A 20486-nucleotide genomic window follows, 5' to 3' on the forward strand; every position below is an offset into this window, starting at 1 on the left:
GGACTGGTCGGCTGGTACCTGGCGGGATCTGCTGCCGGCGTACCTGTCACACCGGCGTTCCGGCGGCTCTGATCTTCGACGAGAGGTGACAGCTCGCGAGGTGCCGGGAATCGACCTCGGCGAGTGGCGGCACCTCGCGGCAGACGGCTTCGGCAAAGCGGCAGCGGGGGTGGAAGCTGCACCCCGATGGCGGGTTCTTTGGGCTCGGTATCTCCCCGGGCAGCAGCAGCCGCCGCCGTCCCTGCCGGCGGTGGGGGTCGGGCTCGGACACCGAGTCGAGCAGGGCGCGGGTGTAGGGGTGGGCCGGGGCGTCCAGCACCTGCTCCGCGGGGCCGATCTCCGCGACCCGGCCGAGGTACATCACGGCCAGCCGGTCGGCCAGGTAGTCGACGATTCTCAGGTTGTGCGTGATGACCAGGTACGTCAGGCCGTGACTGGCCCGCAGCGAGCGCATCAGGCTCAGGATCTTCGCCGCGGCGGAGACGTCGAGGCCGGCCGTGGGCTCGTCCGCGACCAGGAAGTCGGGGTGCAGCGACAGGGCGCGCGCTATGCCGATTCGGCGGGCCTGCCCGCCGGACAGCTCGTGCGGGTACTTCTCGGCGAGCGTCGCCGACAGTTCGACCATCTCCAACAGCTCAGCGACCGAGTAGCGCTGGTCTGCCGGCACGTCGTGAATGCGGTACGGCTCGGTGAGAAGGTCCGACACGCGAAGCCGCGGCGAGAGGCTGCCGTGCGGGTCCTGGAAGATCATTTGCATCTTCGGTCGCAGTCGGCGGAACTCCGCGCCCCGGAGCCCCGTGATGTCCCGTCCCTCGAAGAAGATCTGCCCGTGCGTCGCGGGGGCCAGTCGTAGGATGGCGCGGCCCAGCGTCGTCTTGCCCGAACCGGACTCGCCCACGAGGCAGACCACCTCGCCGCGGCGGATGTCCAGGTCGACGCCGTCGACGGCGCGCACGGCGGCGGGCTGGCGGCCGCGGAGGCGCTGGAACCACCACTGCCGGTCGACGTAGTGCGTTCGCAGCCCTCGCACGCTGACGATGGCGTCCGGGCGGTCATGGTCGTTGGTCACGGCTGTTCCTTCCGCCCGGTGGTCGCCGCGCTCGGCTGGCGCAGGTTCGCGTGCCCCGACTCGGGGTCGTAGAGGTGGCAGCGCACCCGCTGCCCCGTCACCTCGACGTACCGGGGCCGCTGCTCCCCGCAGCAGGGTTCGGCGTGCGCGCACCGGTTCGCGAACGCGCAGCCCTCGGGAAGCTCCGCGAGGGACGGCACCCTTCCGGGGATTGTCGGGAGTTCGGACCCTCGCCGCCGTCGCGACGGGACGGACGCCAGCAGCGCCTCGGTGTAGGGGTGCAGCGGGCGGTCGAACAGTTCCGTCACCTCGGCCTCCTCGACGGTCCGGCCGGCGTACATCACCACGACCCGGTCGCAGATCTGGGCCACCACTCCCAGGTCGTGGGTGATGAACAGGATCGTGGTCCCGCGTTCGTCGCGCAGGTCGCACAGCAACTGGAGGATCTGCGCTTCGAGGGTCACGTCCAGGGCCGATGTGACCTCGTCGGCGATCAGCAGTGCCGGTTCCAGCAGGAGCGCCATCGCGATCATGATGCGCTGGCGTTGGCCACCCGAAAACTCGTGCGGGTATGACCTGAGGCGGGCCGCCGGATCGGGAATGCCGACCCGCTCCAGCATCTCGACGATGCGGCGCCGAGCCTCCGCGCGGTCCGCCCGCGCCGGGGAGTGGGCGCGCAGCACGTCGAGCATTTGGCTGCCAATCGTCAGCGTGGGGTTGAGGCTCGTCAGCGGATCCTGGAAGACCATGGAGATCTCGGTGCCCCGCAGCCGCCTGCGCTCCTCCGGCCCGAGCGTGAACAGGTCGCGCCCCTGGTAGAGCGCCCGCCCGCCGGTCACCTCGCCGTTCGGGGGCAGTAGTCCGAGCAGCGCGGCCGACAGCGTTGACTTGCCGCAGCCGGACTCCCCGACGATGCCGATGATTTCGCCCGGCCGGGCTGTGATGGTCACGTCCTGCAGGGCGGCGAGGGCGCGCCCCTGCGAGTGGTACGTGACGTCCAGACCGTCGACCTCAAGCAGGTACGGGTCGTTCTTGATGCGACCGTCATCGGTCATAGCGCAACCCCTTTGCTCCGGACAGGCGTGGATCGGAGACGTCGCGCAGGGTTTCGCCGAGTGTCGTGAACCCGATGGTGGTCAGCACGAGCGCGAGCGCCGTCCAGAGCACGGCCCACGGCGCCTCGTACACGTCCGCGAAGCCTTCGCTCAGGATGACGCCCCACGAAGGTGTCGGAGGCTGCACGCCCATGCCGAGGAACGACAGGCCGGCCTCGACCGTGATGGCGCTCGGGATGTTCATCGCCAGCAGGATGAACAGCGGCGCGATGACGTTGGGCAGCACGTGTACGCCGATGATCCGCAGGGTGCCGGCGCCCAGGGCCCGTTCGGCCTCGATGAAGGGGCTCTGCCGCAGGGCGAGCACGGACGCCCGGGTCACTCGCGCCGACTGTGGTGCGAAGGTGATGGCGACGACGATCACGAGGTTGGTCAACGAGGGGCCGAGCACCGCGACGAGCACCAGCGCGAGCACGACCGACGGGAACGCCTGGATCGTGTCCATGAACACGACGACGGCGTTGTCCACCCACCCGCCCCGGTATCCGGCGACGAGCCCGAGCAGGAGTCCGAGCACGAGTGAGGTGCATACGGCGGGGAGCGCGACGGCGAGTTCGATGCGGACGCCGAGCAGGATCCTCGACAGCAGGTCACGGCCGAGACCGTCGGTGCCGAGCAGGTGGCTGCCGGAGGGGCCCTGGAGCCGGTTGGGGATGTCCTGCGTCGCTCCGTCGTAGGGCACGACGTGCGGGGCGAACACGGCGACGAGCAAGAGCGCGGCGACAACCGCCACGCCGAAGGCGCCGGCGGGGCGCCGGACGAGGCGTCCGAGCAGCGGACGGAGGCCCGCCGAGGTGGGCGGTACCCGGTCGGGAGCGGGGGCGATGGTCACGTCAGGCTCCTACCGCGGACTCCTCGACGCGGATCCGTGGGTCCACCAGCCGGTAGGACAGGTCCGCGAGGAGGTTCGTGAGGACGTAGAACAGGGCGATCACCAGGACGGCGCCTTGCACGACGGGAAAGTTTCGCTCGGAGATCGCTTCCACGGTGAGGCGCCCGAGTCCCGGTCGGGAGAAGATGATCTCGACGAGGACAGCGCCGCCGAGCAGGTCGGCGAGGCCCGAGCTGAGTACGGCGAGCGTGGGGATGATGGCGTTCTTCAACGCCCACTTGTAGAAGATGATCCGGTCGCGCACGCCGAACGCCCGGGAGGTGCGCACGTAGTTGGAGCCGAGCACCGACAGCATGCTGGTGCGCACGAGCCGCGCCACGTATCCGATCCACGTGATCGCCAGCGCGGACGCCGGCAGGACCAGGTGTATGGCGTAGTCCAGGGGGTTCGCGAAGCTGCCCGTGCCGACCGCCGGTAGCACGTCCAGTTGGACGGCGAAGACGATCAGCAGCAGCAGTGCGGCGATGTAGGACGGCATCGTGATGAAGCCGATGGACAGCAGCGCCATGGCCCGGTCGGCCAGCGAGTTCTGCCGCCGGGCGGCGTAGACCCCGAGCGGTATGCCGACGAGCGCCGCGAGGGCCAGTGCCGTGATCGCGAGCACCACGGTGTGCGGGATGGCCTGCGCGATGAGCTGGGTGACCGGCGTGCGGGACAGGAAGTCCAGACCGAGGTCGCCCTGCAGGGCGCCGACGACGAAGTCCCACACCTGGATGGGGATGGGATTGTCGAGCCCCATTTCCGCACGGACGACCTCGACCTGGGCCGGCGTGGCCTGTGGACCGAGGACGATCTCGACCGGATCCCCGGGCACCAGGTGCACGAGGAGGGAGAGAAAGGTCATCACGGCGAGCACGACGATGACCGTCATGCCGAGCCGCTTGAGCAGGTACGTGGCCACGAGTTGTCTCCGGTAACTGTCGGCGCGGTCTAGGCGTCCCGGCCGAAGGTCCAGGGGATGAAGTCCCCGTCCGGGCGGACCGGCGCCTTCAGGCCCTTGCGCTTAGCCAGGGACGCCGTCGGCCACGCCACCCACAGCGCCACCGCGTCCTCATCCATGAGCTGCTGCATTCGGATGTACATCTCGTTGCGCTTGGCGGGGTCGATCTCGACGAGCGCCTCGTTGTGCAGGCGGGTGAACTCCTTGTTGTCCCAGTTCATCCAGTTCCACTCGCCGATCTGGTCGCTGGTGAACCACTTGGTCGACCAGGACGGGTCGGGCTTGGTGGAGTAGCTCATGTAGAAGAGCTGCTTCTGGGCGTTCGCCTCCGGCGTGGCCTGGTTGAAGACACCGCCCTCCTGGACCAGCACCTTCACGTCGAAGCCCACTTCGTTGAGGTTGGCCTGCACGATCTCGGCGACCTTGGCCCCGCCGGGCGTTCCGGTCGACACCGACATCTCGATCTTCATGCCCTGCGCGCCGGCCTTGGCCAGGAACTCCTTGGCCTTGGCCAGATCGCGCTGGTAGACGGGCGCGTCCTTCCAGTAGCCGATCGGCATCCCGGGCGCGACGATTCCGGTCGCCCGGGTCCATTGGCCGTTGAAGGCACCGGCGATGATGGAGGGAACGTCGATGCCGTGGATGACCGCCAGCCGCACGTCCTTGTTTTTGAAGTTGGGGTGGCCGGCGTTGATGCCGATCCAGTTGTAGCGCAGCGAAGTCTTCTCGATGACCTCGAAGCTGTTGTTCTTCTTGACCCGCGCGACTGTCGTCGGTCCCAGCACGGCGAAGTCGAGCTCGTCGGTCTCCAGCGCAATGGTCGTCGGGTTGTCCTCGGCGATGACGACGAACCGCAGTTCCCCCCACAGCGGCTTGTCCGCGTAGTTGGCCGCGCCGCCGTAGTTTGCGAACTTCTTGAGCACGACCTGCTGGTTGCGCTTCCACTCGACGAACTCGTACGGGCCCGTGCCGATCGGGCTGGTGCCAAACGCCTCGCCCCGCTCCTCGACCGCCCGCTTCGACACGATCTCACCCGAACCGACCGGCAGGGTCGTGGCGAGCAGAGGAGCAAACGGCTCCTTCAGTACGATCGTCCCGCTGTACTTGTCGTGGACCTCGACGCCCTTCAACGCAATCCAGTCCGACCGGTACGCAGACTTGATCTTCGGCTCGGTCAGGCCGGCGATGCGCTCGTACGAGAACTTGACGTCCTCGGCCGTCAGCTCTCCGTAGCCGCCGTGGAACTGGATTCCCTTCTTCAGGGTGAAGTCGTAGCGCAGCCCGTCGCTGGACGGTTCGAACTTCTCCGCCAACTCGTTGACCAGCTCGAACTTGTCAGGCCGGTAGGTCACCAGGTGCTCGAAGATGTTGGCCCGGACGGTCGTGTTGGTGTGCCCGGCGTTGAACGCCGGGTCCAGGTTTGAGATGTCCTCGTCGAGGTGGATCCGCAGCAGCTTGGTCGAGATGTTCGCCCCGGCCCCCTCCTCGCCGCCGCAGGCGGCCAGCAACGAACTCACACCGGCGAGGGATACGCCGAGCGCGGAGTACTTGAGCAGGTTGCGGCGGCTCAGACCGCCAGGGGTCCGGTTACCGATGTTGTTGCTCGCGTCCATGAGTTCCACCTTCGAACTGTGCAGATGGCGGGGGCAGGGGCCAGGGACCGTCTCGGTGTCATGCGGTGCCGTCGGCGACGGTGACCAGCCTCACGTTTGTTCCGCTGAGATGAAAACAGTTCTATCCAGCGAAAGTCAACAGTCTCTTCGGCGCCGGTCGGGGTGGTTAGCAGTGGTCACGGGGGACTTCGAACGCGCGGGTGTTCGCGAAGACGCGGACCTCGCCCTCGAAGGCCTCCACTGTGTTCGTCACCAGGAAGCTCTCGCCGTCGGCCGTCATGGCGCTGCGGGCCTCGATGCGGATGCGCCAGTCGTCGCGGGCCAGGTGGTAGGTCGTCTCGCTGCTCACCCTGGCGGAGAGCGGGTCGCCCTCAGTGATCGCGTACGTCTCGAGCCTGGATCGCCGTTTCGCGAGCCCGGTGGCGGTCACCGTTGTGTCGTCCTCCGACCTGCGCAGGATCTCCACCTTCCCGGTCGCCAGGTCGCGGACGACCACCCGCTGTCCGGCGGGGTCGCTGGGCCTGGACACCACCGGCGCCGGTGCCGCTACCTCAGGCTCGCCGAAGGACGCCAGGTGCCCGTCCTCGGCCCGGGGGGTGCGAACCGGCAGGTCCAGGCGGGTGGATCCGCTGGTGAACAACGACAGCGCGAACGGCTTCGGGGGCGGCCATACCCATGGCCAGTAGGAGGACGAGACGGCCAGGCGTAGCCAGTGCCCCGCCGGGATCGCCTGCGCGATGGCGTTCATCGGCACCGTGACCTCGTAGCGTCGGCCAGGTTCGAGGGCCCGGGGATGCTCGTGGCCGTCCGCGTGGCTGAGGTTGAGCACGCCGCGCGTCACGAGTAGCGACGAGCCGTCCGGCGCGACGTCACACAGCCGGACGACCACCGTGGCGAGCGGCTGCGACGCGGCCAGCGAGAACGTGACCTCGGGGAAGCCGAAGATCTCGATCCGGTCCGCCAGCGGCTCCGTGTCGAAGCACAGCGACCGGGCGTCCTCGGCCCGCTGGTCCAACGGGAGGTCGGCCGCACCGCCGCCCGGGCACCAGTCGCCGGCGTCCAGGCCAACGAGTTGAGTCCCGTCGATCTCCAGGCGCCGTTCCGCGACCGGGTGGTCGACGAGTGCTCCCGCATCCAGCGTGTACGTCAGGCGTTGGTCGTCCGTCCGGGGCCACGACGGCTCGGCCACCCATCGCCCGGGGCGCACGTCGTAAGCGGGCCGGGGCGGTACCGGCTCCTGCATCCAGGCGCGAAGCACGGGCTCGTCCATGATTCCGGTATCGATTCCCTTGAGCCAGTGGTCCCACCAGCGCAGGCACTCCTGGAGGAACCCGATCGCGGGGCCGGGGACTCCAGACTCCGGATACTGGTGGCCCCACGGGCCGATCAGTGCCTTGCGTGGACCGGGGAGGCCGGCGAGCAGACGCGGGATCGCGTTGGAGTATCCGTCCGCCCAGCCACCGACGGAGTACACGGGGCATTCGATCGCCGAGTAGTCCTCACAGACCGAGCCGTGCTTCCAGTAGTCGTCGCATCGCTGGTGGCTGAGCCAGGCCTCGACGAACGGCGGGCTGCCCTCCAGGCGCTCCAGCCACATCTCCCGCCAGCGCTCGCCGACCACGGCCGGGTCCGGCGGCAGCGCGTTGAAACCGAGCATGGTCGACGCCCAGGGCAGCATCTTCGAGGCGAGAACGGTCCCGCCCAGGTAATGGACGTCGTCGGCGTACCGGTCGTCCGTGGAACAGACAGTGATGATCGCGCTGAGCTGCGCGGGACGGCGAGCCGCGATCTGAAGCCCGTTGAAACCGCCCCACGACTTGCCGATGATCCCGACCTTTCCGGTGCACCACGGCTGCTCAGCCAGCCAGGCGAGCACCTCCAGCGCGTCGTCCTGCTCCTGGGCGAGGTACTCGTCCAGGAGCACGCCCTCGGACTCGCCGCTGCCCCGCATATCCACCCGGACCGCGGCGTAGCCATGCCCAGCGAAGTACGGATGCATCTGCGAGTCGCGCACGACCGTGCCGTCGCCCTTGCGGTACGGGATGTACTCCAGGATCGCGGGGACCGGGTCGGAGGACGCGTCCACGGGCAGCCACACCCGGGCGGAGAGCCGGACGCCGTCACGCATGGGGATCCAGACGTGGTCGATCACGTCGACCGGACGATCGAAGTGAGTCTTGACCTTACGGGCTCGTGCCATGCCGCCCCTCTGTCTTTCGCCCACCCGCATCTGCCGCTCACCGCGCCATTAGGTCGTCGTCGCAGGCCCCGGCGGAGGGCTTCTGCCGGCGACCGGGGTCGGCTACGTTGACGTTCTACGTTGGTTGACAACGGGCGGGCCCTAGTAGACCATTTCCGGCGAGATGAAATCAGTTCAAGCCAGCGAAAGTCAACACGTTGAGTCCCTCGGTCGGGTGCTCGACGTGCTGGAGCTGTTCACGGCGGCCGGGCCGGAGTTGTCGCTCACGGACATAGCCGAACGCCTCAAGTGGCCGGCGCCCACGGCGCATCGAGTCGTCTCGACGTTGCTGGCGCGTGGATTCCTGGCACGGGACCCACGCACCAAGCGCCTCCGCATCGGGATGAGCGTTATGCGGCTGGTCGGACCGCTCATGTCCGGCCTGGCGCTGCCCGACCTCGCCTTGCCGTTCCTGCGCGACCTGGCGCAGGACACCGGCGAGACGGTCAACCTCGCCGTTCTCGACGGCGCGGAGGTTCTCTACCTTGCCTCCGCACCGGGCAGCTTCCTGCTCCGCGTCGACACGACACCGGGGCTGCGCACCCCGGCGCACTGCACCGCGCTCGGCAAGTGCATGCTCGCCCAGCTCGACCCCGACGACGCGAGACAGCAGCTCGGCAAGGCGCCGTATGTGGCGCGCACCGATCGCAGCGTCCACTCCTGGAAGCAACTCGCCCCCCAGCTCGACACCATCCGCAGCGATGGCTACGCGCTCTCGCTGGAGGAGTACGAGGCGGGGCTGAACTCCTGCGCGGTCCCCGTCCCGACCCACAACGGGGTGATCGCGGCGATCAATATCGCGGCGTCCGCGATCCGGGTACCTGCCCAGGACCTGGTAGCCACGTTCGTCCCCCGGCTGAGGGCGACCGCCGAGGCCCTCGCGCGCGCCCAGGGACTCGAGCCGGAACCTACATGAGCACCAGTGCCGTCGCCCGCGACGACCTGCACGACCAGTTCCTCCTGGACCCCGGCCTCGTCCACCTGAACCACGGCGGGTTCGGCGCCTGCCCGAGGCCCGTGTTCGACGCCCTCCAGCGCTGGCAGCGAGACCTCGAACGCCACCCGTCCGCGATGCTCTCCCACGGTTACGACGCACTGATGGAGGGCGTACGCGAGCGCCTGGCCGGATTCCTCGGCTGCTCCGCGCGCGACCTGGTCCTCGTCCAGAACACGACGGCCGGTCTGAACGCCGTTGCTCGCTCGCTGCGGCTGCGACCCGGCGACGAGGTGCTGGCGACCGACCATGAGTACGAGGCGATGGACCTGCTGTGGCAGCACGTCTGCGCCGAGGCGGGGGCCCGTTACGTCCGCCAACGTCTGCCGCTGCCCGTCGAGGACCACGGCGACCTGGTCGAGGCGGTGTGGTCGGCGGTCGGCCCGGCCACCCGCGTCATCTTTCTCAGCCACATCACCTCCAAGACCGCTATCACCCTGCCCGTGGCCGAGATCTGCCGCCGCGCCCGGGCCGCCGGCATCATGACCGTGGTCGACGGGGCACACGCCCCCGGACAGATACCCTTGCGGCTCGACGCGCTCGGCGTGGACGTGTACGCGGCGAGTTGTCACAAGTGGCTGTGCGGGCCGCGGAGTACCGGCTTCCTCTACGTCCGCCCTGAGTATCAGTCCGGCATCCTTGCGCCGCTCATCAGCCACGGTTCCCAGCCGGGGTCGACCTTCCTCGAACGCCACCGGTGGCAGGGCACGCGCGACCCGAGCGCATTCCTGGCGCTACCGACCGCCATCGACTGCCAGCAGACCCCAGCGTGGGATGCCGCCCGGCGCCGCAGCCATGAGCTGGCCCGGGTCGCACGCGCCGCAGTCAGCGAGCTGTTTCACCTCGAACCGTTCACGCCGGACTCCGATGACTGGTTCGTCCAGATGGTTTCGGTGCCGCTGCCACCGTGCGACGGCGCGGCGATGCGGCGCCGGCTGTGGACCGAGCACCGGATCGACGCACCGGTGCGTGACTGGGCCGGCGGATCACTGATCCGCGTCTCAGTAAACGCCTACAACACCAGCGACGACCTCGACCGCCTGGTCGACGCGCTCGGCGCGCTGTTCACCACCCCTCGCGCCGCCCGACGGTGATGCGCGTATCCACCCGTCCGTGACCCCGAGAGGACCGGGCCCAATGACTGGCATCCAGGTAGCCGCCGAACCTTCTGCTCTCCCCGCGACCCACCATGCGGGCCTCGACATCGATGTCCTCGAGGAGATCCAACGGCGCGTACTGTGGCTGGCAACCCGCATCGTGGACGCGGCCAACCACGACCGCGACACCGGTGACGGCGTCAAGGTCGGCGGGCACCAGGCGTCGAGCGCATCGCTCGTGTCGGTGATGACGGCGTTGTGGTTCGCGCACCTCGATGCCGCGGACCGAGTGAGCGTGAAACCGCACGCGTCGCCGGTTTTCCACGCAATCCAGTATCTGCTCGGCAACCTTGACCGGTCCTACCTGACCAAGCTGCGGGCCCGTGGTGGGCTGCAGTCGTACCCGTCGCGGACCAAGGATCCTGACGACGTCGACTTCTCCACCGGCTCGGTCGGCTTGGGTGCCGCCGCACCGCTGTTCGCCGCGGTGACCCGTCGTTACGTCGATGCGCACTTCGGCGTCCGGCCGCGGTCGCGGTTCGTCGCCCTGATGGGCGACGCCGAACTCGACGAGGGAAACGTGTGGGAGGCAATCGCCGATCCCTCGACCCAGGGGCTCAGCAACGTCATGTGGGTGGTGGACTTCAACCGCCAATCGCTGGACCGCGTGGTCCCCGGCGTGCGCGTCGGGCAGTGGAAGCAGCAGTTCGCCGCCGCCGGCTGGCACGTCGTCGAGGTGAAGTACGGCCGCCGGGCACGCGCGGCGTTCCAACGGCCCGGCGGTGAGCGACTGGTGGCCTGGATCGACGCCATGCCCAACGAGCAGTACCAGTCGCTGTTCGGGCTGGGCGGGCCGGAGTTGCGCAAACAGTTCCTCGACGGCGCCCCCTCCGAGGTGGAGTCCTTCATCGCGGACCTGGACGACACGGAACTCGCCCGGTTGATCACGGATCTTGGTGGTCACGATCTCCCGTCGCTTCTCGAGGCCTTCGCGGCCTGCGATGCCGTGACCGACCGGCCGAGCGTCGTCTTCGCCTACACGGTCAAGGGATGGGGGTTGCCGATCGCCGGTAACCCGCGCAATCACTCCGCCCTGTTGTCCAAAGAACAGGTGGACCTGCTGCGCGCGTCGCTTGGACTCGACCGCGGCAACGAGTGGGACCGGTTCGACCCGTCGACCCCCGCCGGTCGGTGGATCGCCGCCCGGCGCACCCACCTGGCGCGACCCTCCGTCAGCAGGTCGCGGCCAGTCCAGGTGCCGGCCAGCAGTGGGCTGCGCGCCGGGAGGCAGACGTCGACGCAGGAAGCCTTCGGCCGGATCCTGAGCGAGCTGTCCCGACACCGCGAGGTCGCCCCGTACCTGGTGACGACGGCCCCCGACGTGGCCACGTCGACCAATCTTGCTGGCTTCATCAACCGCGCAGGCGTCTTCTCGCCGACGGAGCAGCGGTCGTGGAACACCGACCCGGTGCTGCGCTGGGCGGAGGGCCCAACCGGGCAGCACATCGAACTCGGCATCAGCGAGATGAACCTCTTCCTGCTCCTCGGCCAGCTCGGACTGGCTCGGGAACTGTCGGAACAGCCACTGCTCCCTGTTGGCACCGTCTATGACCCGTTCGTGCTGCGGGGCCTGGACGCCTTCATCTACTCGGTCTACTCCGGGGCCCGGTTCGTCGCGGCGGGAACACCGTCCGGGGTCACCCTGGCTCCCGAGGGTGGCGCCCACCAGTCAACGATCACACCCAGCGTCGGGCTCGAGCTGCCGAACACGACGTTCTTCGAGCCCGCCTACGCGGCCGCGGTCGACTGGCTGCTCTGCGATTCGCTGCGACGCATCGCCGACGGTGCCAACACCGGAGCCGAAGCAACGCCGGAGGAGTCCGGTGCCTACTACTTCCGGCTCACCACGCGGCCGCTGGACCAGGCACCGTTCGAGACGGCGCGGGCCCGGATAAGTGACGCGGTGCTGCGACGCCAGGTCCTCGCCGGCGCCTACCGGCTGGTCGACGCCAGCGACCTCGCCGCACGTGGCGCGCCTCAGGTGCACCTGGTCGGTTCCGGGGCCGTCCTGCCCGAGGTTCTCGCTGCCGCGGCTGAACTCGCCGACGAGGGCATCGCCGCGCACGTCGTGGACGTGACGTCCCTGGATCGGCTCTACGGCGCGTGGCAGAGCAGCCTGCGGCGAGGCATCCGCTCCGCGCGGGTGCCCTCGATCCCCGGAGTGCTGGCCGCTGCCTTCCCGGATCGCGCGCCGGTGGTCACCGTCCACGATGCGGCCTCGCACACGATGGCCTGGCTCGGGTCCGCGCTCGGCGTCGCCTGCGTTCCGCTGGGCGTTGACGCTTTCGGCCAGTCCGGCACGGTGCACGACCTGTACGAGCTGCACGACCTGCTGCCCGGCAGCATCGTCAACGCGGCGCTCGCCGCGCTGGCGTTGCGCTGACCAACGACTCCACCGTCGACGGCATGACGCTCCCGGCGCCGGGATCTCGACCCGGCTGGCCTTGACCGGCTCGCAGCGGCAATCCTATGCTTCCGGCGTGTGAAAGATGGTTCCGATGGATGGAACGTCTGCGCAGCCCCTCCGCGGCCCGACCGGCGGCGCGCTTCCCGCCCGCAGGGCTCGACGTCGCGGCCAACTCACCACCGTTCCGACTTTGGCGGTGGGGCCCGCAGCCGGCATCGCCGGTGGGCTTCGGCAGACACGTGCCGGCACGGATCGAAGCGACTGATTGGCGAGGAACGTTGTGGTGATGGGTGACCTGACAGACCGGGTGGAACAGTTCGCCGCCGCGTTGTCCGCAGTGCTCGCCGAGCGTGGCGAGAACAGGTACCAGGGCATGCCCTCCGATGCCGACTCCCGCTACGCGTACAAGGAGATGGGTAGGGCCGGGATGATCGGCCTGCACTGGCCGGAGCGCCTCGGCGGTCAAGGCATGAGCCCCCTCGACACGTTGTCCGCCGAGGAGCGGTTCGGCTACCACTGGCTCCCGCTGTCCAGCTACCTACTGTCCGTCAAGACAATCGGCAACGTCATGCTCCAGTTCGCCACGCCGGAGCTGCTCGAACGGTTACTTCCGCCAGTGGCGGCCGGCGATCTGGTGTTCTGCCAGGGCTTCTCCGAGCCCGAGGCGGGCTCCGACCTCGCCTCACTACGCACGCGCGCGGTGCTGGACGGCGATCGGTTCATCGTCAACGGCCGCAAGATCTGGACGTCGAGCGCCGAATACGCGGACTGGATTTACCTCGCCGTCCGGACCGACACCCAGCGGCCCCGGCACCGAGGACTGTCGGTGCTCGTCGCGGACATCAACACCCCGGGAGTCGAGGTACGCGTGCACGAGACACTCGGCGGTGGAACCCTCGGCGAAGTTCTCCTTGAGGATGTGGAGATCCCGGCCGACCAGATCGTCGGTGAGCTGCACGGCGGGTGGAAGGTGCTCATGGGCACCCTCGACTTCGAGCGGGTCACCAGCGAGAAGGTCGGCGTCGTCCACTGGCTGCTCGACCAGTTGGAGCCGCACTGCACGACCGCAGCCCATCGGCAGGCCCTGCGCCGGCTCCGCGGTGAGGTACAGGCCGCCCGGCTGCACGGGCGGCGGGCCACCGAGCTGCTCGCCCGGCAGCAGCCGGCGAGTAAGGCGTCGTCCATGGCGAAACTGTCGGTCGCCAAGCTGATGCAGCGGCTGGCCGGCGCGGCCGTCGAGATCCTCGGGCCGCAGGCGCTCATCGAGCCCGGTGGCGATGGGCCGGCAGAGGGTCGCATCGCCGCCTTTCACCGGGCCGCGGTGGCGACCACCATCGCCGGCGGCGCCTCGGACATCCAGCGACGGGTCATCGCCCGTCAGGGGCTGGGGTGCGCCTGATGGATTCCGCGACCACCGACCGCGCGACCGCACCAGCCCGGCGGTTACCGCTTGCCGGAGTCCGCGTGCTCGACTACGCACAGTACGTGGCCGGCCCTTTGGCGACGATGCTCCTGGCGGATCTCGGGGCAGACGTCGTCAAGGTCGAAGGGCCCGGCGGTGACGCCTGGCGCCACTACGAGCCGCACGCGCCCGGCCAGAGCAGCTACTTCTACTCCCTCAACCGCAACAAGCGGTCGGTCATGCTGGACCTGAAGACGGCGGAGGGACGCGCGGCGAGCGATCGCCTGATCGCCACCGCAGACGCGGTCGTGCACAACCTGCCAACAGCGCGGGTGGTGTCGTTCGGGCTTGACCGGGACAATGTCCGCCGCCTGAACCCCCGCGCCGTCTGCGTGTCGATCTCCGCCTTCGGCAGCCAGGGCCCCGACTCTGGGCGCCTCGGCTACGACCTGATCGCCCAGGCGCTATCCGGCCTGCTCATGGCCGACGTTCGGGTCGGCGACGAGGTACCGCGCCGCTCCGGCGGGATCCCGATGGCCGACCTCACCACCGGACTGTTGGCCGCCATCAGCGTCCTGGCCGGGCTCCACCAACGTGCCTCGGACGAGGCTCCAGGCATCGAGGTCTCGCTGCTTGGAGCGGCGCTTACCACCCAGGTGCAGCGGTTCGTGCGACTGGAGCGATCGGAGGCGGACCAGGTGCCAGCGCAGCCGCTGACCCGCGCCGACATCGAGGCCATGGCCAGGGCTACCGCGGCCGGCGAGGAGATGGAGCCCTACTACCGCTGCTATGAAACGGCGGACGGGTACGTCGCCCTGGCATGCTTGAACGTGAGCCAGCGACGCCATGTGCTGGAGGTGCTGGGCCTCGACGATCCATGGGTCGAGAACCCCCAGGCCGCTCCCGCCAACCCGGCCGAGCGCTTCCGCCGAGTCGCCACACATCAGCAGTTCGTGGCCGCGTTCCGGCAAAGGACGACCGCAGAGTGGATCATGCTGCTCGGATCCCGGAACATCCCGGTCGGCGAGGTGCGCCAACTCAGCCAGTTGTTCGACGACGAGCAGGTGCAGACCAACGGGCTCGTGCAGTGTGTGCACCAGCCCGGCGTGGGACCGGTACGGCTGCTGGGCAACCTGTTCATGATCGACGGCGTAGCTACGCCTGCGGAGCGGCATGCGCCGGGGCTGGGAGAACACACCCGCGAGGTGCTCGATTCGTTACCCGCGATCCACATTATCGAAGGAGGTCGAGCGTCGTGCCGATGACCGAGGTCGCCGCATTCACGTCGTCCATCCGATCCATCGTCGCCGACCACTGCTCCCCCGGCCCATGGCGGCCCGGCAGCACCGAGGACGACCGGCTGCCGGCGCTGCGAAAGCACCTGGACAGCGCCGGTTGGTTCGATCTGGCCGACGATCCGCAGGCCCTGCCATTCCTCGGTCCGGCCGCGGTGGAGCTAGGCCGCGGCCCGGCGGCGCTGCACGAACTCGACGCCCTGCTCGGCGGCAGCCCGTACGTGTCAGGGATGACCCGCTACGCCGAGCCCGGCGACCGCGCGATCGTGCCCGGCGGAGACGGCCTGCGGGTGGCGACCATCGCCGCGGTTAAACCTGTCCCGTACGGGGACTGCATCGCCGCGGCCCGCGCCCATATCGACGGCGGCGAGTTGATGGACCCCGCCGAGGCGGGCAGGCGAGAAGCTGCGTGGGTGACCGCGACCGTCGGGTACCTCGCCGGTCTGACCGCCGAGGCCCTGCGGCTGGCGCTGGAACACACGACGACCCGACAGGCGTTCGGCGGGACGCTTGCCGGGCTGGACAGCGTCCAGCAACGGCTCGCCGACGCCGCCCTCTGCGCCGACGGCCTGCTGCTGCTGGCAGAGGGTTCGCCCGACCTGGACGCCCTGGCGTACGCGGGGCCGGCGGCGTGCGCTGCGCTGGCCGAATGCCACCAGGTGGTCGGTGCGATCGGCTACACCCTGGAGTTCCCGCTCCAGCGGTACTCGCGGCGGGCGCGGGCGATCCATCTGTGGGCCGACGCGTGGATCGAGGCACGCTCGTGAGCACCTTCGTCATCACCGGTGGCAGCGCAGGCATCGGGTTCGGCATCGCCCGCCGCCTCGGCCGTGACGGGCACGAGCTGGTCCTGGTTGCGCGCGGCGAGGATCGGCTGGCCGAGGCGGAGCGGCGCCTACGTGAGGAGGGCGTGAGCTGCCGAAGCGCAGCCCTCGACGTGCGCGACGCCGAGGCCGTCACGGCGCTGATCAACCGGCTGCCCACAGTCGACGGCGTGGTCAACAACGCCGCCGGAAACTTTGCCTGCCCCACCGTCGACCTGTCGCCGAACGGCTTCCGGGCAGTCGTAGAGATCTCCCTGTACGGGACGTTCTTCCTGTCCCAGGCGCTGGCCCGTCGGCTGATCACCGAAGGGCGACCTGGGGTAATCCTGAACATTGTCGCCACCTATGCGTGGACGGGTGCGCCTGCCGTGGCACACTCCGCAGCGGCGAAGGCGGCGATGCTCGCGTTCACCAAGTCCGTGGCCCGTGAGTGGGGACCACACGGGATTCGCGTCAACGCACTGGCGCCCGGCTTCGTCCCGACGTCGGAGGCCACCGCCAACATCCTGTCCGACGACTCCGCGCAGGCCGCGATGCTGGACCTCATCCCGCTCGGCAGGTTCGGCGACGTCGACGACATCTCCGAATCCGCCGCGTTCCTACTCAGCGAGCGGGCCGCCTACGTGACCGGCGCCGTGCTCACGGTCGACGGCGGCAGGTCACTGGGCGTCGCGATGCACCGTGCAAAGCATGGGTAGCCCCACAGGAGGAACCGGAATGGCAACCAGACTGGCGTTCATCGGACTCGGCATCATGGGCACGCCGATGGCTGAGCACCTCGTCCGGGCCGGATTCGACGTCACCGGTTACAACCGGAGCCCCGCGAAGACCCGTCGTCTGGTGGAAGCCGGCGGCCGCGCCGCGAACAGCATCGAGGAAGCCGTCGCGGACGCCGACATCGTGTGTGTCATGGTGCCCGACTCGCCGGACGTGCGGGAGGTGCTGGCCGGCACTGGCGGCGTCTTCGACACCGCCCGGCCGGGAACGCTCGTCATCGACTTCAGTAGCATCCGCCCTGACGTCAGCAACGAACTCTGGCACCAGGCGAAGGCCAAGGGCTTCCGGCTTCTCGACGCGCCGGTGTCCGGAGGACAGGCCGGCGCGGTCAACGCCACCCTGTCGATCATGGTCGGCGGGGAAGTTGCAGACGTCGAGGCGGCGCAGCCGGTACTCCAGGCCGTGGGGAAAACCATCGCTCACGTCGGCCCGCCCGGCTCCGGCCAGACCGTCAAGGCGGCAAACCAACTCATCGTGGCCGGGCACCTCGAACTGCTGGCCGAGGCGATCGTCTTCCTGGAGGCCTACGGCGTTGACACGAGAAAGGCGATGACCGTCCTGGGTGGTGGCCTCGCCGGCAGCGCCGTGCTCAACCAGAAGAGCGAGGCGATGCTGACGCGATCGTTCCAGCCCGGATTCCGGGTGGAGTTGCACCACAAGGATCTAGGCATCGTCACCTCGGCTGCCAGGGAAGCAGGAGTGGTGATCCCGCTCGGGGCCCTGGTCGCGCAGCTGATGGCATCGCTCAAGGCCCAGGGCAACGCGGACGACGACCACTCCGCACTGCTGAAGCTGCTGGAGCGACTTAACGGTCGACGCAGCTAACGGTCTTTGGTGGTGACGCTCCTGGTCGGCAAGTGTTTACACCGAGTCGCGCCGGTGAGGATGGCCTGGTCTGGACCGCTCTACCACCTCGCTGCGAGGTACGGGGGAAGCCAGCCGTGGTGCTGCACGACGCGCTGGCCTGCGGCCGGGTCGTTGCCGGGCGTATGCATCATACGGCGCTCGCTGCACCCGCGAACGACTCCTCGGTCCCTCCGCCGGATTTCGGTACGGGCTGGAAACGATGTGCATCGGCGGCACCCAGGATCGTCGGGCGCTTGACGAAGAGGCGTGACTCAATCGACATCGATCCCGGCATCGGGAGCCTGGAAGGAGAGAGCAGGAAGATGAGTGATTCGCCCCGTGTCGCAGTGGTCACCGGGTCGGCGCGCGGAATCGGCGCCGCGACAGCGCAACGACTAGCGGCGGAAGGATTCGCGGTCGCCGTGCTGGACCTCGAGGTGCCGGCAGCAAAGACTACTGTGGATGCCATCGAGTCTTGCGGCGGCCGCGCACTCGCGGTCGGTGCCGACGTGTCTGATCCCGATCAGGTCAGCGCCGCGGTCGACCGGATCAGCACCGAGCTCGGCGCCCCGACCGTCCTGGTCAACAACGCCGGCGTGACCCGGGACAACCTGCTGTTCAAGATGACCCTCGACGACTGGGGCAGTGTCGTCAACGTGCATCTGCCCGGGTCCTTCCTCATGACCAAAGCAGTGCAGAAATACATGGTGGACGCGAGGTTCGGCCGCATCGTCAACATCTCGAGTACCTCCGCCCTCGGCAATCGCGGCCAGTCCAACTACTCAACGGAAGGCCGGCCTGCAGGGCTTCACCAAGACGCTCGCCATCGAGCTCGGCAAGTTCGGTGTGACCGCGAATTGCATCGCGCCCGGCTTCATCGTCAGTGACATGACGAAAGCGACCGCTGAACGCGTCGGAGAGGACTGGAACACGTATCTCTCCACCCGCACGAAACAGATCCCTGTGGGCCGCGCCGGGCAACCCGAGGACATCGCGCACGCCGTCTCCTTCCTCGTGAGCCAAGGCGCCGGATTCGTGTCCGGACAGGTCATCTACGTAGCGGGCGGGCCGAAGGCATGAGCCACGCCGCATTACGGGCAGGCTGTTGAAAGTCCAGGAGGTAGCTATGCTCGTCGGCCGAGGAGAACGTCGCCCGGCTGACCAGCGAGCCACGGATGCTGACGCCTTCGGGTCCGCCGAAGAGGTCACCAAGCAGGAGGCCCTGGTCAGCGCACTGCTGGTGGGATCGGAGTCTCAGCTCCTGGGACATGCACCGGCGCCTGCGCGGTTGGGGGCAGGGTCAGGCGTCGATTCAGCGGCCTCGCTCCTGGCCCGACCAGGTGTCCGAAAGATCTATCGACTCGGGTCGATCACAAAGCCACAGCGGAGTGACCACTTGGGTCTTCACTGGGAGGTCAAACAGATCCCGCCGCCGCATCATTGCTGGTCAGCCGCCTTAGCCGACGTGATGTCGGTTGACCACTTCTGTCGCGGTGACCACTTCGTCGACGTGCACCCAATCTGCTCCCAGCGCAAGGATCGGCCCTACCGCTGATTCCTTACCGCCCTGACCTGCACATACACCTTCACCAGGTCGACTAGAGCGTCGTCGAAGTTAGCGCGCTGCCGTTGAGCACTGCGGTGTGAAGCAGGACGCCGCACCGCCCCTGAGCAGGCAGAACGTAGAACCCGCTGGTAGGGCCGGTGCGATTGGGTGCAGTTCCGCGCCGTTCGGTGCAGTTCCGCGCCGTTCAGCGCACCCCGTTGCTCCCACCCCGTTCCCCCATCATCGGTGGGGCGGCCGTCAGGGCCGCTGCAAGGTAGGGATATGACCTTTTCAGGTCAGTCCGAGGAGTTGTAGGGCTCGGTGTGGGTTTCGGCTGTTGCGGCGTAGCGCTTGGCGATGGTGGTGAGACCGGACAGTCGGAGCAGGCTGATCACGGTGTTGCGGAGGGTGGCCAGGGCGCGGGGTGCGTTGCCGGTGCGGACGCGGCTGGCGTCTTCTCGGTAGGTGGTGTCGCGGATGTGGTGTAGCACCTCGATCGTCCAGTGTCCGCGGAGCCAGTCGGCCAGGTCGGTGGGGCTGGCCTGGGTGGCGGTGAGGTTCGTGATGGCGTAGACGTTGACGGTGCTCCAGCGTCCGGTGGCGGTGTGGAGGCGGCGCCGGCGGATCCGGATCGCTTGCACGGCGTGCGGGAAGTCCAGGGCGAGTGGCCCGGTGCAGGTGACCGTTTGCAGTCGGCGGATGTCGTGGCGGCCGTGGCCGCGGCCGCGGGTGGTGTCCAGCACCGGGATCTTTGCCCAGGGCAGCGCTTTGAGCTGCCGGTACAGGTGTGGCTGGTTCTTCTTGACCGTGAACACGTAACCCGCCTTGTTCTCGGCCAGCCAGCGGGCGTGTTCGCGTTGGGTGTGCAGAGCGTCGGCGGTGACGACCGCCCCGGCCAGGTCGAGTCCGGCCAGCAACGGCTGGAACCGGGTGATTTCGTTGGTTTTACCATCGACGTCGGTCTGCGCGAGCACCACCCCGGTGTGCTGGTCGACCGCGGCCAGCAGATGCACCTGATCGCCTGGGCGGCCGCTGCCCCGCAGCGTCTTGCCGTCCACGGCGATCACTCGGCGGGCTACGGCACCGGGCACGGCGGTCGCGCGGTTGATCAACCACCGCCCGACCGCGGTGTCCAACGCGTCCGCGTCGACCCGGCTCAGCAGCCGCCCGATCGTCGTCGCGTCCGGCGCCACCCGGGTCCCGGTCCACGGATCCCGCGCCGCCCCCAGCGACCCCAGAACGGCATCCGGCAGGTCAGCGGCCCACTCACCGATCGCCGCGGTCGACATCTGCCCCGCCGCCACCGCCGCGACAGCGACGGCCAGGGGACTCGGCCACGGATGGATCACCCCGCGCGGATCCCGCGGGTC

15 protein-coding genes and 1 pseudogene are annotated in these 20486 nt (G+C 68.9%); 9 read left to right on the top strand and 7 right to left on the bottom strand.

Features of this window, described 5'->3' with window-relative positions:
* Positions 1-46: 46 nt before the first annotated feature.
* From DKT69_RS19895 to DKT69_RS19920, 6 genes are all read right to left on the bottom strand, one after another.
* Positions 47-1069, bottom strand: a complete 1023-nt coding sequence (locus DKT69_RS19895) for an ABC transporter ATP-binding protein (RefSeq protein WP_109803032.1) — start codon at positions 1067-1069, stop codon at positions 47-49.
* Positions 1066-2124: an ABC transporter ATP-binding protein gene (locus tag DKT69_RS19900; RefSeq protein WP_109803033.1), complete on the bottom strand. Its 1059-nt coding sequence runs from the start codon at positions 2122-2124 to the stop codon at positions 1066-1068. The genes DKT69_RS19895 and DKT69_RS19900 overlap by 4 nt, the downstream gene beginning before the upstream one ends.
* The gene (locus DKT69_RS19905; protein ID WP_201749748.1) at positions 2114-3016 is read right to left on the bottom strand and encodes an ABC transporter permease; all 903 of its coding nucleotides are present in this window, start codon (positions 3014-3016) and stop codon (positions 2114-2116) included. The genes DKT69_RS19900 and DKT69_RS19905 overlap by 11 nt, the downstream gene beginning before the upstream one ends.
* A gap of 1 nt (position 3017) precedes the next feature.
* Positions 3018-3977, bottom strand: coding sequence for an ABC transporter permease (locus DKT69_RS19910; protein ID WP_109803034.1), 960 nt, complete (start codon positions 3975-3977; stop codon positions 3018-3020).
* Positions 3978-4006: 29 nt separating this feature from the next.
* Complete coding sequence (locus tag DKT69_RS19915) at positions 4007-5629, bottom strand: ABC transporter substrate-binding protein (RefSeq protein WP_109803035.1); 1623 nt, start codon at positions 5627-5629, stop codon at positions 4007-4009.
* Between the two features lie 166 nt (positions 5630-5795).
* A complete protein-coding gene (locus tag DKT69_RS19920) occupies positions 5796-7829 on the bottom strand; it encodes a CocE/NonD family hydrolase (protein WP_109803036.1) in 2034 nt (677 codons plus the stop codon).
* Positions 7830-8043: 214 nt separating this feature from the next.
* Between DKT69_RS19920 and DKT69_RS19925 the strand changes: the two genes are divergently transcribed.
* The 9 genes and pseudogenes from DKT69_RS19925 to fabG all read left to right on the top strand — a co-directional run bounded on the left by DKT69_RS19925 (position 8044) and on the right by fabG (position 18650).
* The gene (locus tag DKT69_RS19925; RefSeq protein ID WP_161557897.1) at positions 8044-8784 is read left to right on the top strand and encodes an IclR family transcriptional regulator; all 741 of its coding nucleotides are present in this window, start codon (positions 8044-8046) and stop codon (positions 8782-8784) included.
* Entirely contained in the window at positions 8781-9956 is a 1176-nt protein-coding gene (locus tag DKT69_RS19930) for an aminotransferase class V-fold PLP-dependent enzyme (protein WP_201749749.1), read from the top strand. The genes DKT69_RS19925 and DKT69_RS19930 overlap by 4 nt, the downstream gene beginning before the upstream one ends.
* 43 nt (positions 9957-9999) lie before the next feature.
* Positions 10000-12402 (top strand): thiamine pyrophosphate-binding protein, encoded by a 2403-nt coding sequence (locus DKT69_RS19935; RefSeq protein ID WP_109803038.1) that lies wholly within the window; start codon positions 10000-10002, stop codon positions 12400-12402.
* Positions 12403-12712: 310 nt separating this feature from the next.
* On the top strand, positions 12713-13825 hold the full coding sequence (locus DKT69_RS19940) for an acyl-CoA dehydrogenase family protein (RefSeq protein ID WP_109803073.1): 1113 nt from the start codon (positions 12713-12715) through the stop codon (positions 13823-13825).
* Complete coding sequence (locus DKT69_RS19945; protein ID WP_109803074.1) at positions 13825-15093, top strand: CaiB/BaiF CoA transferase family protein; 1269 nt, start codon at positions 13825-13827, stop codon at positions 15091-15093. The genes DKT69_RS19940 and DKT69_RS19945 overlap by 1 nt, the downstream gene beginning before the upstream one ends.
* Entirely contained in the window at positions 15090-15890 is an 801-nt protein-coding gene (locus DKT69_RS19950; RefSeq protein ID WP_109803075.1) for an acyl-CoA dehydrogenase family protein, read from the top strand. The genes DKT69_RS19945 and DKT69_RS19950 overlap by 4 nt, the downstream gene beginning before the upstream one ends.
* On the top strand, positions 15887-16645 hold the full coding sequence (locus DKT69_RS19955; RefSeq protein WP_109803039.1) for an SDR family oxidoreductase: 759 nt from the start codon (positions 15887-15889) through the stop codon (positions 16643-16645). The genes DKT69_RS19950 and DKT69_RS19955 overlap by 4 nt, the downstream gene beginning before the upstream one ends.
* A complete protein-coding gene (locus DKT69_RS19960) occupies positions 16638-17549 on the top strand; it encodes a 2-hydroxy-3-oxopropionate reductase (RefSeq protein WP_161557898.1) in 912 nt (303 codons plus the stop codon). Before DKT69_RS19955 ends, DKT69_RS19960 begins: the two co-directional genes overlap by 8 nt.
* 344 nt (positions 17550-17893) lie before the next feature.
* Positions 17894-18650: pseudogene (gene fabG, locus DKT69_RS19965) on the top strand (3-oxoacyl-ACP reductase FabG).
* Between the two features lie 762 nt (positions 18651-19412).
* Here the strand turns inward: fabG and DKT69_RS19970 are convergent.
* Entirely contained in the window at positions 19413-20465 is a 1053-nt protein-coding gene (locus tag DKT69_RS19970) for an ISAs1 family transposase (protein ID WP_236648107.1), read from the bottom strand.
* Positions 20466-20486 lie beyond the last annotated feature (21 nt).

It is taken from the genome of Micromonospora sicca, from assembly GCF_003172935.1.
GTDB lineage: Bacteria > Actinomycetota > Actinomycetes > Mycobacteriales > Micromonosporaceae > Micromonospora > Micromonospora sicca.

Excerpts from the sequence above, each read along its gene's own strand:
- DKT69_RS19900 (WP_109803033.1), bottom strand. The coding sequence starts at position 2,124 with ATGACCGATGACGGTCGCATCAAGAACGACCCGTACCTGCTTGAGGTC.
- DKT69_RS19915 (WP_109803035.1), bottom strand. The coding sequence starts at position 5,629 with ATGGACGCGAGCAACAACATCGGTAACCGGACCCCTGGCGGTCTGAGC.
- DKT69_RS19920 (WP_109803036.1), bottom strand. The coding sequence starts at position 7,829 with ATGGCACGAGCCCGTAAGGTCAAGACTCACTTCGATCGTCCGGTCGAC.
- DKT69_RS19930 (WP_201749749.1), top strand. The coding sequence starts at position 8,781 with ATGAGCACCAGTGCCGTCGCCCGCGACGACCTGCACGACCAGTTCCTC.
- DKT69_RS19935 (WP_109803038.1), top strand. The coding sequence starts at position 10,000 with ATGACTGGCATCCAGGTAGCCGCCGAACCTTCTGCTCTCCCCGCGACC.
- DKT69_RS19940 (WP_109803073.1), top strand. The coding sequence starts at position 12,713 with ATGGGTGACCTGACAGACCGGGTGGAACAGTTCGCCGCCGCGTTGTCC.
- DKT69_RS19945 (WP_109803074.1), top strand. The coding sequence starts at position 13,825 with ATGGATTCCGCGACCACCGACCGCGCGACCGCACCAGCCCGGCGGTTA.
- DKT69_RS19950 (WP_109803075.1), top strand. The coding sequence starts at position 15,090 with ATGACCGAGGTCGCCGCATTCACGTCGTCCATCCGATCCATCGTCGCC.
- DKT69_RS19960 (WP_161557898.1), top strand. The coding sequence starts at position 16,638 with ATGGGTAGCCCCACAGGAGGAACCGGAATGGCAACCAGACTGGCGTTC.